Below are 14,385 nucleotides of genomic sequence, written 5' to 3' on the forward strand. Positions count from 1 at the left end.
TTCTTCGGTAAAAATGAATAATGCTTAGTTTTATATACTAACCATGTATCAAGAGCTATTGCTGATATTAAGGAGTACACTAAGTACCCATACATCTTACCCGTCATACTTCAAGTTGCAGGCGCGTTGGCTTTATTACCCATCCATCCCGGACTTCGCTCCGTTTAGGCCGCCGCAAGCGGCGCTCAAACCCGTAAGTAACTCGAATTATTTAGGGTATATCAGGTAAAAGATATGTCTATCTTAGATGCCCTTCGGAAGTTCAGTAGTACAACCGTGAAAGTCGCTTGCCCCATCTGCGCTCATGTCACCGAGCAAAACAAAAATCGACTTCGTGAAAACATTACGATTATTTGTCCTAAATGCGGTCTGTATTTTTTGCCGAGGGATAAGTAAAGGATGTTATTTATGGTTCATTTTCAAAAGACTACCGCATAGGTTCAATCGCCGCCAACGCAGGGACATTCCAATTGACTGAAGAAGAACTGAAAGTATTTTTGTTCACACAAACCTGTGTAATTCTCTCCGGCGTCATTGCTGCAAGGGAAGGTCAACCGCTTATTATTCAACAACGGTTTGGCAAAATTTACGAACTGCTGGCCGCAGAATATGAAAAGTTACGCTGAATAAAATGACGGTCTCCTGTGTTTTTTTGTTTTTTGAATCTTTTCGCCTGTTTTTATGTCTAACGGATAGCCTGTAACTCAGGTTAACAATCGATATTCATTCATTTAAAAAGAATAAAAATAGGTGGTTGAATGAAAAACAGCGGTCCCCCCAATCGAAAAATCATCGGCCATGAACATGGCACCCTGAATAATCTCACGTTGCTAAATCATTGCGGTTATGGATAACAGACTGATAATTAGAGATAAGTATATGATTAATCGCTGTGAAATTTTTTTAAGCTATGCCCATCCCAGATACTGGTTATTGTGGTTTGGCCTGGGAATATTGTTTCTGCTGGTGCAGTTTCCTTATCCCGCTCTGATTACGTTTGGCGGCTGGGTTGGGCGTCAGTCGATGCATTTTTTAAAAAGGCGAGTCGCGATCGCCAGACGTAACCTGGCGCTTTGCTTCCCTGATATCAGTGCGCAACAGCTTGAGACTAAATTAACTGATAATTTTTCCTCTCTTGGCATCGCGTTGCTGGAGACGGGCATGGCATGGTTCTGGTCTGACAGGCGAATAAAAAAGTGGATTAATATCACCGGATTGGAGCATTTGCAAACGGCAGAAAATAAACGGTGTGGCGTTATCGTTATTGGCGTACATTTCATGACGCTGGAATTGCATTTTCGTATTTTGGGCCATTGCAAACCGATGACCGTAATGTATCGCCCTCATAACAATAAAGTCTTGGAACTGGTGCAAAAATGGGGACGTTCAAGATCGGGAAATGTCCTGGTCGACCGCAAAAAGCTGGTCTTAATGGTGCACACCTTAAAACATGGCGGTATTGTTTGGTTTGCCCCCGATCAGGATCATGGCGTGAAAGGCAGTGTATTTGTGCCCTTTTTGGGCGTCGAGCGAGCGGCCACCAGCAATGGGACATTTACTATCGCTAAACTGGCCAGACCTAAATTGGTGACCGCGGTGGTAATCCGTAAACCTGACGAGCAAGGATATCAATTGATTATTTCTTCCGAACTGGAAAATTATCCCTATGATGATAATCTGTCGGCTGCTCATTATCTTAATCAAACGATAGAAGATGAAATTATGAGGGCGCCGGACCAATATCTTTGGTTACATCGGCGTTTTAAAACCCGTCCTCAAGGTGAGCAATCGCTGTATATTTAATTCATTATTTTACACTAATGTTTTAGTGTTCATCCTGATTTGCTGTCTTTCCCGTTTCGGTACGACGTTTAGTAGGCCGACGTTTATCGACTATACTTATTCCCTGCTTTTCTAATTTTTGCTCTTGCTTTTTTCACCGTTCGAGCAAGTTGACGATGTATTTCCTGTATCAAGTGCCGACAATCCTGCGCCAATAAGGTTTGCCAGCTTTCTGGACGTTACCTTTAAAGCGGTCTGTGCGTATTTGGCGTGCAGACTAAAAGGCGATTATGAAAATATTTTCCCGCGCGTTCTCCTTCCTGCATCAAGACGCTGCGCCACCCTGGAATGACATTCTACCTGTCAGAGGGGATCTGTTTGGTATGGAGCGTTTAGAGCAGCATGGACGCACCTTGGCCGCTGCCCAGCCCGTGACGTTATCGCCACCGAATGTTACCTCGTTGCACCATCGCTTGAATGACAATGCGAAAGTGTTGCTGGCGGCTTACCGCGCCAGTGCCCACGAATTGGAAGAAGGCGGTAACGTCGTGCCTGCGGCAGAATGGTTATTGGATAACTATCATCTGGTTGCGGCGCAAATTCGTGAGATTCGTGAAGATTTGCCTCCCCGTTATTATCGGCAATTGCCCAAGTTGTCACAGGGGCCTTTTGTCGGTTATCCCCGGGTATTTGGTCTGGTGTGGGCGTTTATTGCCCATACCGACAGCCATGTCGATCCTGACGCATTGCGCCGCTTCATTATGGCCTATCAGGAAGTTCAGCCCTTGACGATAGGCGAACTCTGGGCCGTAGCCATCACCCTGCGTATCGTGCTGATAGAAAACCTGCGGCGCCTGGCCGATCAGATGACCGTCGGGCGTCGGGACCGTGCTGATGCGGAGCGGGTGGCGAATAACCTGTTGCGAGCCGATGATGTCCGCGCCGATCTTGACCATGAAATTGCGAACAACAATCTGTCTTCTTATAACAACAATGTTCCGCTGTCAGAGACGTTTGCCGCTCAGCTGGTAAAGCGGTTACGCGATCAGGATCCAAGGACAACGCCCGCGCTGGGATGGCTCGAACAGCGGCTTAAACAGCAGGGGAGTTCGACGGAAGAGGTTGTGCGACGTGCGCAGCAGCGTCTGGGGATCTCTAACGTCACCGTGCGCAATATTATTACCAGTATGCGGTTGATTTCCGATATCGACTGGGCGGTATTTTTTGAAAGCGTCAGTCTGGTTGACGCGCGTTTACGGGCCGGCAGCGAATTTGCGGCGATGGATTTTTCCACCCGTAATTTATACCGCAGCGCGATTGAACAACTTGCCCGGCAAGCGCCATGCTCTGAGCTTGATATCACGGAAAAGGCCCTTTTGCTGGCACAACAGGCGCCGGTTCCTCCTCAGTCTGATGACCTTCACGAACGTAAGCGTGAACCCGGGTACTATCTGATTGCGGAAGGCCGGCCACAACTCGAAGAGGTGATTGGTTTTCGGCCCGCGCTTTTACTGCGTTTCAATCGATTTACCCTGCGCATAGGAATGGCAGGTTATGTCGGCGCTATCGGCTTTTTTACCGCGCTGCTGTTAGCCGGCGCCGGGGCGGTCTTGTCGTCTTCTTCCGTGTCAAACCTCTGGCTGTTATTGATTGGCCTTATCAGCATCATTCCGTTGTCTGAAGTCGCTATGACATGGGTCAATCGGCTGATCACCTGGCTGTTTGGCGCTGCGCCATTGGCGGGGCTGGAACTATTGCAAGGCGTACCGCCGAATTGCCGAACATTGGTGGTGGTGCCGACCTTGTTGTCCGGCGAACAGGACATCTTGCAACAGGTCGAACAGCTGGAAGTGCATTATCTGTCCTGCGGGCCAGGCGATATTACATTCGCCCTGTTGACCGATGGCGTGGATGCCGAAACGGAAATTCTTGCCGGCGATCAACACATCCTGATGCAGGCATCACTGGCCATACAACAGCTTAATGAGCGCTACGGCGCGGGACCGGCCGGCGAGCGGTTTTTATTACTGCATCGCAGACGGTTATTCAATGCCAGTGAAAAGGTATGGATGGGTTGGGAGCGAAAACGGGGAAAACTGCATGAGCTTAACCGCTTGTTGCGCGGAGCGACGGATACCAGCTTCATCCCGATAGCGAGTCATGCTGTTCAGGTGCCTGCCAATGTTCGCTATGTGATTACGCTGGATGCCGATACGCGTTTGCCCCGGGATACGGCCCTAAAACTGATTGGCAAAATGGCGCACCCGCTTAACCAACCGCGTTGGGATTGCAGCGGCCAGCGTATTGTGGCGGGATACGCCATTCTGCAACCCCGCATTACACCTTCTCTGCCCGCGGGCAATGAAGCGTCATTATATCAGCGTATTTTCTCTGCGCCGGGTGGGATCAATCCCTATGAAGCGGCGGTGTCTGATGTTTATCAGGATTTGTTCGGTGAAGGTTCTTATACCGGGAAAGGGATCTACGATGTTGATGCGTTTGAACGTGCGCTCCAAGGGCGTATTCCGGAAAACCGTCTGCTCAGTCACGATCTGTTTGAGGGGATTTATGCCCGCGCGGGGCTGGCTTCTGATGTTGAACTGGTGGAAGCCTTTCCTTCCCGCTATGACGTCATCGTAAAACGGCAACATCGCTGGACGCGCGGCGATTGGCAACTGCTGCCGTGGATTCTTGGTCGGGTGCGTATCGCGTCAGGAGCGAAAGTGCGGTTACCCGCCGTCGGGCGTTGGAAAATGATCGATAATTTGCGCCGCTCGCTGTTTGCCCCAAGTCTTTTATTGATGCTGATTTGTTGTGCCGCGCTACCGCTGGCCGTGGCATGGAAAGGGGTTGTCATCGTTCTGCTGATATTGGCGTTTCCCGCTTGTTTGCCGGCGCTGTGGGATGCTGTTTCACGCTGTCAGCGCGGAGTGACCCGGCAACAGCCACTCAGTCAGAGCCAGCCTTTCCACCATTTGTGCAGCGATCTTAAGCTGGCATTCATGCAGGTTTTCCTCTCTTTTGCCTTTCTTGCCGATCATAGCTGGCGAGCGCTTGATGCATTGGTCCGCACGTTGGTACGGTTAACGATTACCCGGCGGCATTTGCTTGAATGGACGACGGCAGCCCAGTCTGGCAGCCGCCCGCGTCTGACTTTGGCCGGTTTCTACCATCAGATGATGGGGGGACTGTTGCTGGGTGTGGCCGCGGTGGGATGGGGTAGTCTGGTATCGCCCCAGAATTGGCCGCTTTGGTTGCCGCTTGGCGTGTTGTGGCTGGCGGCCCCGGCGCTGGCATTATGGACCAGCCGCGAGCGTAAGACTTCTCATCAGGAAAACATCAATGAGACGGATAAGCAGGCATTGCGGCTAATCGCCCGGCGTACCTGGCGTTTTTTTGAAACCTTTGTCACTGAAGATGAACATCACTTGCCGCCGGATAACTTCCAGGAGCGACCGAAACCGGTGGTGGCTCACCGGACTTCGCCAACGAATATCGGCCTGTATTTGCTCTCTACCGTGGCGGCGAGAGATTTTGGCTGGATCGGTCTTTCCGAAGTGCTTGACCGGATCAGCGCAACATTGGCAACCATGGACCGATTGCCGCGTTTTAAAGGCCATTTTTTTAATTGGTACGATACGCAGGATCTGCAAACGCTGCATCCAGCCTATGTATCCTCGGTTGATAGTGGCAACCTGGCCGGTAATTTGATCGTATTAGCGAACGCCTGTGAGTTATGGCAGGAAGAAAACCGCTTGCAGGATATTCGGGAACCGTTGTCCGATCACCTGCAATTGATTCGCGAATCACTGTCGCTGTGTAGCGAAACGCGGGATGAGACTTCATTACTCAGGTCGTTAGCGAAAATCGAGGCCTTACTGAACGGTAATCTGGCGCCTGAACGCCTGTTGCCGGCAGTGATTTTACAAGTGGACCAGTTGTTGCAGCGTACTTATACGCTATTGCCGTACTCCGACGAGGGGGCCAGTGCTGAACCGATCTTCTGGATTAATGCGACCCGAGCGATGCTGCTTGCCCATGAACGTGAACATCAATATTCCGCCGTTGAGCACGACGCCCTGATTGAACGCCTTGCAGGGCTGGCGCTGCGTTCTCGCAAGATGGCGATGGAAATGGACTTTGCATTTCTTATCGATCCGGAGCGCAAGCTGTTGTCGATCGGCTATCTGATGTCGGAGAATCAGCTTGATGTCAGTTGTTACGATCTGCTGGCTTCAGAAGCCAGACTGGCCAGCCTGTTTGCCATCGCTAAAGGGGATGTCAGTACTCGTCACTGGTTCCGGCTGGGACGTTCGGCGGTTCGCACCAGTCAGGGGTCTGCGCTGATGTCCTGGTCCGGATCGATGTTTGAGTATCTGATGCCGTCATTGGTGATGCGTGCGCCGATAGGCAGTTTGCTGGAGCAAACGACGCGCGCCATTGTCGCGCAACAGCAGGTTTATGGCCGTGCGTTATCCGTGCCATGGGGGATTTCCGAATCGGCCTATAATGCGCGGGATATCGATTTCACCTATCAGTATTCAAACTTTGGCGTGCCTGGGTTGGGGTTAAAACGCGGGCTGGCGGATAATCTGGTGGTGGCGCCTTATGCAACCGGGTTAGCCACGATGGTTGACCCGCTTGCCGCGTGCCGAAACTATGCGCGTTTAGCGGCGATGGGGGCTTCTGGTCGTTATGGTTTCTATGAAGCGCTTGATTTCACGCCGTCGCGTCTGCCGGATAATGAAAAATTCGCCATCGTTTACAGTTTCATGGTGCATCACCAGGGTATGACGCTGGTCGCTATCGCCAACGCGCTGCATAACGGCAATATGCGTCGGCGTTTTCATCGTGAGCCGGTGATTCAGTCGTGTGAACTGTTATTACAGGAAAGTCTGCCTGTGCATGTTGCTCTCGCGGAGCCCCAGACTGAAGATGTGAAAGTGGGCGGAGGGGAAAGGCGTAATGAAACCGCGATGTTGCGCCGTTTCTCTGCATCGCCTACCGGCGCACCGGTAACTCATTTACTCTCTAATGGCCGTTATGCGGTGATGTTAACCGCAACGGGATCTGGCTATAGCCACTGGCGCGAATTAGCGATTACGCGCTGGCGGGAAGACAGTACGCGGGATGCCTGGGGCAGTTTCGTATTGTTGCGTGATATGCGCAGCAACAGAATCTGGTCGGCGGGGGAGCAACGCGAGTTAAGTGAATCGATGGGCAATTTGCCGGCTTCATCCGGCATGATCGGCAGCATCGGTGTGCCAGTGCATCGCTATGAGGTGGTTTTTGGCGAAGACCATGCCTCATATATCCGACATGAACGTTCGCTGACCACCACGCTTGATGTGCTGGTGTCCGGGGAAAGCGATGGGGAAGTCCGGCGGGTGACATTAACGAACAGCGGACGGCGCCGGCGTGATATAGAACTGACGTCCTATGCGGAAATTGTGTTGGCGCCGCCCAGTGCGGATATCGCGCATACCGCGTTTTCCCGCATGTTTGTGCAAACGGAGTATCTGGATGAATTTTCCGCCCTGATTGCGACCCGCCGGCCTCGAGCACCCGATGAGCCGCCCGTCTGGGCCGCACATTTCGCCGTGTTGGAAGGGGCGATTGGCAGCAAGATGCAGTATGAATCAGACCGTGCCCGTTTTATTGGCCACGGTAAGTCAGTCATGACGGCGGATGCCATTCTGGGGCATCAATCGTTATCAAATACCACCGGAACGGTACTTGACCCCATTTTTTCACTACGTCAGCAGGTGAAAATTCCCGCAGGTAAAACGGTGCGTCTGGCATTCTGGACCGTGGTTGCCACCTCACGTGAAGAATTGATTGATCTGATTGATAAACATCACGATCGCAGTGCTTATGAACGCGATAAAACCTTTGCCTGGACCCAGGCCCAGGTGCAGTTGCGCCATCTTGGGGTGAAGTCTGAAGAGGCTGCGGATTTTCAGCGTTTGGCTGCTCCCGTCATCTATACCGATCCGCGTTTTCGCGCTCCGTCAGAATCCATTGTGGATGGGGCGGGCGGACAATCCGGGCTGTGGTCAATGTCCATTTCTGGCGATCTGCCGATCGTGCTGCTGCGCATTGATGATATTGACGATATGGCACAGGTGCATCAGTTACTGAGGGCCCACGAATATTGGCGAATGAAGTTACTTAATGTGGATTTGGTGATCGTTAATGAGCGCTCATCGTCTTATATTCAGGATTTGCAGATAGCCATTGAAACCGCCATCCGCAGCAGCCAGTCAAGGCCGCGTCTGGGCGGCGCATCAACGCGGGGCGAGGTCTTTGCGCTGCGTGCTGATTTAATGTCAAAAGAATCAAGGGCGCTGTTGCTGTCAATCGCCCGGGTCTCGCTGATTGCCCGCCGGGGCCCCATTTCCAATCAGTTGGCGTTAATACCGTATTCGTCCCGCGAGATCCGACCGGTAAGCCCCACGCAGCCGAAGAGTCTGCCAGACAAGATCTCACGTCCTGAAGGTCTGGAATTCTTTAATGGTATCGGCGGGTTTGATCGGCAGGGACGGGAATATGTCACCGTGCTGGATGCTGAACATACCCCGCCGGCGCCGTGGATTAATGTTATCGCCAACCCAACGTTTGGATTTCAGGTCTCCGCGCAAGGGAGCGGGTACAGCTGGGCGGAAAATAGCCGTGAGAACCAGTTGACGCCCTGGGGAAATGATGCGGTGATTGATCCCGGCGGTGAGGCGCTTTATATCCGTGATGATACGAGCGGCGTGTTGTGGACGCCGACGGTATGGCCGATTAATGACAACGGATGTTATGTTGCGCGCCATGGTTTTGGCTATAGTCGATTTACCCATAATGCCAATGACGTTGAGTCAGAGTTACGACAATACGTCCCTCTGGTTGACCCGATAAAAATCTCCCGTTTGCGACTATGCAATACCTCAACGCAGCCGCGGCAACTGACGATTACCGCGTATGCGGAATGGGTGCTGGGGACGTCGCGCAGCGCCAGCGCGCCTTATCTGCTAAGTCATGTGGATTCACAGACGGGGGCGGTGCTGGTACGAAATCCCTGGTCTGGCAGTTTCCCCGGACGGATCGGTTTTGCTGATTTGTCTGGCGGTCAATCATCGCTGACGGCGGACAGAACGGAGTTTTTGGGGCGTAACGGACACATGCGGGCGCCGGCGGCACTGGCGAAAACTACTCGTTTGTCGGGGAATACTGCGGCGGGAATCGATCCGTGTTGTGCTTTACAGACAACGGTCAGCATCGCGCCAGGCGAACAGGTCGAGATCGTCTGGTTTATCGGGCAGGAGACATCGGTTGAACGGGTCAGGAATCTGATTGAGAAATACCGGCAGATCGATCTGGATCAGGTGCTGCGCGAGGTTGAAGCTCACTGGGATGCGGTGACGGGGGCGATCAGTGTGAAAACGCCCGATAGATCAATGGATATCATGCTGAATGGGTGGCTGCTGTATCAAACCTTGTCTTGCCGTATTCAGGCACGCTGCGGTTTTTATCAGGCAAGCGGAGCCTATGGTTTCCGTGATCAGCTACAGGACGGTATGGCCTTGACCTTTTCCCGGCCTCAGGCGACGCGGCAGCACTTATTACGCGCGGCGGGACGGCAATTTGCCGAAGGGGACGTTCAGCATTGGTGGCTGCCGCATTCTGGCGCCGGGGTGAGAACGCATATTTCCGACGATAGGGTCTGGCTGGCGTTTGCCACCGCGACTTATGTGCAGGTGAGTCAGGATTATGACGTCCTCACTGAACAGATCGGCTTTCTGGAGGGGCCGCCTGTTGCCGAGGGGGAACATGACGCGTTCTTCCAACCTATGCCATCCGCCCAAACCGCCACGTTGTTCGAACACTGTGCTCGCGGTCTGGATCAATGCTTACAGTTAACGGGGGAGCATGGTTTGCCGCTTATCGGCGGGGGCGACTGGAATGACGGTATGAATCGCGTCGGTGAAGGCGGAAAAGGCGAGAGCGTCTGGCTGGGGTGGTTGCTGATTCATACTATCGAACGCTTTGCGCCATTGGCCGACAGCCATGATGAGGTTCGTGCGGCCCGCTGGCGCGATCATGCCGAGTCCGTCAGGGCGGCAATTGAGCATTCGGCCTGGGATGGCGCCTGGTATCGCCGGGCTACGTTTGATGATGGTTCCTGGCTCGGCAGTCGTATAAATGATGAATGCGCCATTGATTCCATTGCACAATCCTGGGCGGTACTTTCCGGCGCTGCGGATGCCGAAAGGGCGGAGACGGCCATGGCGTCTCTGGAAAAATATCTGATCCGTCATGAGGACGGGCTGGCGCTGTTGTTTACGCCACCGTTCGATCGCACGGTGAAAGATCCCGGTTATATCAAAGGTTATCCGCCTGGATTGCGCGAAAATGGCGGTCAATACACGCACGCGGCGATGTGGTCGGTGCTGGCTTTTGCACAATTGGGTAAAGGGAATAAGGCTACCGAGCTCTTTGCCTTGATTAACCCGATTAATCATGGCTCGACGCCGGAGAAGATCGCCCGATATCGCGTTGAACCTTATGTCATGGCGGCTGACGTGTATTCTGTGGCGCCACATATCGGACGCGGCGGTTGGACCTGGTATACCGGTTCGGCAGGGTGGATGTACCGCGCTGGCCTTGAGGGCGTCCTGGGGATCGGCCGTGAAGGCAATCTGTTGGTGCTGTGCCCTTGTATTCCTGATTACTGGCCCGGTTTTGAGGCAAAGGTAACCTTGGGGGAGAGCCACTATCTTATTAGCGTTGTGAATGATAATCACCGATGCCAGGGGTTGTCTCGGGTAACGCTGGATGAGGTGGAAATCGCGCTTGATGCAGAACAAAAACAGATAAAAATTGAACTGATGAAAGGGCAGCATTATCTTCAAATCATGTTATAAAAAAGAGGATTGACGATTCTTGCTTATTTTTGCATGACCGCTTCGGCGGTCACGCAAAATTATTTAATGCGATATCTTCATGTGATATCTGGTGGTTTTATATTGGTGCGGTGAGCAAACTACAGAATTTCATCTGCCCAACGTGTGGCTTCCATTACCATATGGAAAAAATCCGTCTCATTTATCTCCATACAGGTTAGATAATAATCAAGATGCTCCCATTGCTGTTGCTCATATTCAGAAATTAATGTCAGGTAGACGGCAAACTCACCGGTATGATTTAATAAAGCGCGATTGACTTTATCTGACAAGATTATCTGAGAAAGCAATAGAGGCATCGGGTAATCTAAAATGGCATCCAGTAGTGATAATAATCCGCACAAGAACGCTTCTGTCGAATCATCGTCAACGTGACGTTCGGCATGTAATTGTTCAAAAAATCTGGCCCTGATTAAACTCATGCGATAAAGCTCATCAGGTTTTTTCGTGTTGCTATTCGTTATACTAATTAATGAAACAAAACGTTTAAGTTCTTTCTGTCCAAGAAGTATCGCCATCGCTCGAAAAGACATGGAAGAGGAGAGTATGCCAAACCGGGTCTTGTATTTAATGTTTGCGACATAGCGCATTAATTTATAATACAATGATAAATCGGCAAAAATTAACTCCTCAATTCTGACGTAGTTGAGTTCTGGCTTATTGATCTCTTTCAGCAGGCTGATGGTGCTGTTTGAATTATTGATTAATCTTTTTGATTTCATGACTTCCGGCAGACTAAAAAAATATCCCTGAAACAGGGATATGCCTATTCGCTTTCCCTGAATATACTGTTCATGTGTTTCCACCTTTTCGGCAAGATAGGTCAGATGATTGTGCGTGGAGTGATTGATGAAGTTTTCAATCTCATCGAATGTTGACCTTTTTAAATCGAATTTTATTATATCAACATAAGGCAGAAACCTGTTCCAGTCAGGTCCCATCGTGAAGTCATCAAGTGCAAACCTGAAGCCTTTCTTTTTCATTTTTTTTATTGCATTGAATAATTCATTGTCAGGTGTTGCGCTTTCAAGGATCTCAATGACAACTTTCTCGAGCGGTAATGCTTCTGCTTGACCGTTTATTAACATTTGGTGGGGGAAATTTACATAGCATAATTGGTCACCGACTAACTTTGCCAACGGGTTTGTTAAAAACTGGTCAGTTATTAGTTGGGTTGTTGCATATTCGGCACTCACATCAGGAAATTTGTTGGTGACATCAATGCGAAAAAGAAGTTCATAGGCAACGGTTTGGAGGCGTTGGTTCAAAATGGGTTGACGGGCAACGAATGAATACATGATGAGTCCCTATGTGAGACATACACATTAGCTAATGTTATCCATTCCTATACAGCGGTGAAGCCTTCATTTTGTGCTGTAGAGAAAAATGGATAAGTTATAATTTTAGCAGATTCGATTAAAAGGGTTATTGGATGTTTCATAAATCCTTGAGTTTCGGTTTTTAGCACCCGGTGTGGTATCGCTCGATGCGGTTACTGCCGCCGCGCCTTCCTGACCGTGGCGGGAAAATCAGCGGTAGGGCATAAACATTCGGCAGATCGCCATGCGCCGTACCTGCGGGCAGGTTCTGTTCTGGTAACAATTTGCCTTACATTGATGATCATTTTATTAACTGATAGCGAAATTTATCAAAAAGAGTGTGCAGGCGAGCGACAGAGCGTTACCTTCACACTTATCGTGCGGGCGAATTTCCTTTATAATGCTCGCCTTTTTTCACCGGACACTAATCCAGAAAAACCATGCCGTTCAGCAACAATATCACTGCCTTTTCGGTTGTCGCGTACAGCGAAAAGACTTGGGTTGTGCGGCTGAGTAAAAGGACATCGTAATGCGTACTGAATATTGCGGGCAGTTGAATTCGTCCCATGTGGGCCAGGAAGTGACATTGTGCGGTTGGGTTAACCGTCGCCGCGATCTGGGTGGTTTGATTTTTATTGATATGCGCGATCGCGAAGGACTGGTTCAGGTGTTCTTTGACCCGGACCGTCAGGACGCATTTAAACTGGCATCTGAATTACGCAACGAATTCTGCATTCAACTTACCGGTATGGTGCGTGCCCGCCCGGAAAGTCAGATCAACAAAGAGATGGCCACGGGTGAAGTCGAAATTTTTGCCAGCGATCTGACCATCATTAACCGCTCTGAGGCGTTGCCGCTGGACTCCAACCAGACGAACACGGAAGAAGCGCGTCTCAAATACCGCTACCTGGATTTGCGTCGTCCTGAAATGGCGCAGCGTCTGAAAACCCGCGCCCGTATTACCAGCTTTGTCCGTCGTTTCATGGACGATCACGGTTTTCTGGATATCGAAACCCCGATGCTGACCAAAGCAACCCCGGAAGGCGCGCGTGACTATCTGGTGCCAAGCCGGGTGCACAAAGGCAAATTCTATGCGCTGCCGCAGTCGCCGCAGTTGTTCAAGCAGCTGCTGATGATGTCCGGCTTCGATCGCTACTATCAGATCGTCAAATGCTTCCGTGATGAAGATTTGCGTGCCGACCGCCAACCGGAGTTCACTCAGATCGATGTGGAAACCTCGTTCATGACCGCGCCACAAGTGCGTGAAGTGATGGAAAAGCTGGTGCGCGCGCTGTGGCTGGATGTGAAAGGCGTGGATCTGGGCGATTTCCCGGTCATGACTTTTGCTGAAGCGACGCGTCGCTTCGGTTCCGATAAGCCGGATCTGCGTAACCCGCTGGAACTGGTGGATGTGGCCGATCTGGTCAAAGATGTTGAATTTAAAGTGTTCTCTGGCCCGGCAAATGATGCCAAAGGCCGTGTCGCCGTCATCCGTGTACCGGGCGGTGCGCAACTAAGCCGTAAGCAAATCGATGAGTACGGTAAATTTGTTGAAATCTACGGCGCGAAAGGTTTGGCCTACATCAAGGTCAACGAGCGTGCCAAAGGTCTGGAAGGCGTACAGAGTCCGGTTGCCAAATTCCTGAGTGAAGAGGTGCTGACCGCATTGCTGGAACGTACCGCCGCCGCTGATGGCGATATTCTGTTCTTTGGGGCCGATAACGCAAAAGTCGTGACCGATGCGCTGGGCGCGCTGCGTCTTAAACTGGGACGCGATCGGGGTCTGACCAACGACGGAAGCTGGGAACCGCTATGGGTTATCGACTTCCCGATGTTTGAAGAAGATGAAGAGGGCGGTCTGGCGGCGATGCACCATCCGTTCACCGCACCGCGTGACATGTCGCCGGCTGAACTGGCCGCCAGCCCGATATCGGCGATCGCCAATGCGTACGATATGGTGATTAACGGCTATGAAGTCGGCGGCGGTTCCGTTCGTATTCATAACGGTGAAATGCAGCAAACGGTATTTGGCATTCTGGGCATCAATGAACACGAGCAGCGTGAGAAATTCGGCTTCCTGCTGGATGCGCTGAAGTTTGGCACGCCGCCGCATGCCGGCCTGGCATTTGGTCTGGACCGTCTGGTGATGTTGTTGACCGGAACGGATAACATCCGCGACGTTATCGCCTTCCCGAAAACGACGGCGGCGGCCTGTCTGATGACGGAAGCGCCGAACTTTGCCAATCCGATCGCGCTGGATGAATTATCCATCGCTGTCGTCGGTAAAGGAAAAATTGCGCAGGACGCTCAGGATAGACGGTCAGAGAACGAATAAT

At 51.4% G+C, this 14,385-nt stretch carries 6 protein-coding genes; 5 read left to right on the forward strand and 1 reads right to left on the reverse strand.

What is annotated here, in order from left to right:
- Positions 1-234: 234 nt before the first annotated feature.
- From DDT52_RS21145 to DDT52_RS07885, 4 genes are all read left to right on the forward strand, one after another.
- Positions 235-396 carry a YnfU family zinc-binding protein gene (locus DDT52_RS21145; RefSeq protein ID WP_247595502.1) on the forward strand — a complete coding sequence of 54 codons (162 nt, stop codon included), beginning with the start codon at positions 235-237 and terminating at the stop codon, positions 394-396.
- Positions 397-470: 74 nt separating this feature from the next.
- Entirely contained in the window at positions 471-626 is a 156-nt protein-coding gene (locus DDT52_RS20915; protein ID WP_168709750.1) for a hypothetical protein, read from the forward strand.
- A 253-nt stretch (positions 627-879) separates the two neighbouring features.
- Positions 880-1,803: an LpxL/LpxP family Kdo(2)-lipid IV(A) lauroyl/palmitoleoyl acyltransferase gene (gene lpxL / locus DDT52_RS07880; protein WP_136155861.1), complete on the forward strand. Its 924-nt coding sequence runs from the start codon at positions 880-882 to the stop codon at positions 1,801-1,803.
- Positions 1,804-2,072: 269 nt separating this feature from the next.
- Entirely contained in the window at positions 2,073-10,691 is an 8,619-nt protein-coding gene (locus tag DDT52_RS07885; RefSeq protein WP_136155862.1) for a glycoside hydrolase family 94 protein, read from the forward strand.
- A gap of 119 nt (positions 10,692-10,810) precedes the next feature.
- Here the strand turns inward: DDT52_RS07885 and DDT52_RS07890 are convergent, their stop codons facing one another.
- Positions 10,811-12,028, reverse strand: coding sequence for an EAL and HDOD domain-containing protein (locus tag DDT52_RS07890; protein WP_136155863.1), 1,218 nt, complete (start codon positions 12,026-12,028; stop codon positions 10,811-10,813).
- A 550-nt stretch (positions 12,029-12,578) separates the two neighbouring features.
- On the opposite strand from DDT52_RS07890, the gene aspS reads away from it, so the two are divergent.
- Entirely contained in the window at positions 12,579-14,384 is a 1,806-nt protein-coding gene (gene aspS, locus DDT52_RS07895; RefSeq protein ID WP_136155864.1) for an aspartate--tRNA ligase, read from the forward strand.
- Position 14,385 lies beyond the last annotated feature (1 nt).

Origin of the sequence: Brenneria roseae subsp. roseae (assembly GCF_003115845.1) — a bacterium.
In the GTDB taxonomy this organism is placed as follows: Bacteria; Pseudomonadota; Gammaproteobacteria; order Enterobacterales; family Enterobacteriaceae; genus Brenneria; species Brenneria roseae.

Bases quoted from the DNA above. Each gene is read 5' to 3' on its own strand.
- DDT52_RS07890 (WP_136155863.1), bottom strand. From the start codon at position 12,028: ATGTATTCATTCGTTGCCCGTCAACCCATTTTGAACCAACGCCTCCAA.
- DDT52_RS07885 (WP_136155862.1), top strand. From the start codon at position 2,073: ATGAAAATATTTTCCCGCGCGTTCTCCTTCCTGCATCAAGACGCTGCG.
- lpxL (WP_136155861.1), top strand. From the start codon at position 880: ATGATTAATCGCTGTGAAATTTTTTTAAGCTATGCCCATCCCAGATAC.
- aspS (WP_136155864.1), top strand. From the start codon at position 12,579: ATGCGTACTGAATATTGCGGGCAGTTGAATTCGTCCCATGTGGGCCAG.
- DDT52_RS21145 (WP_247595502.1), top strand. From the start codon at position 235: ATGTCTATCTTAGATGCCCTTCGGAAGTTCAGTAGTACAACCGTGAAA.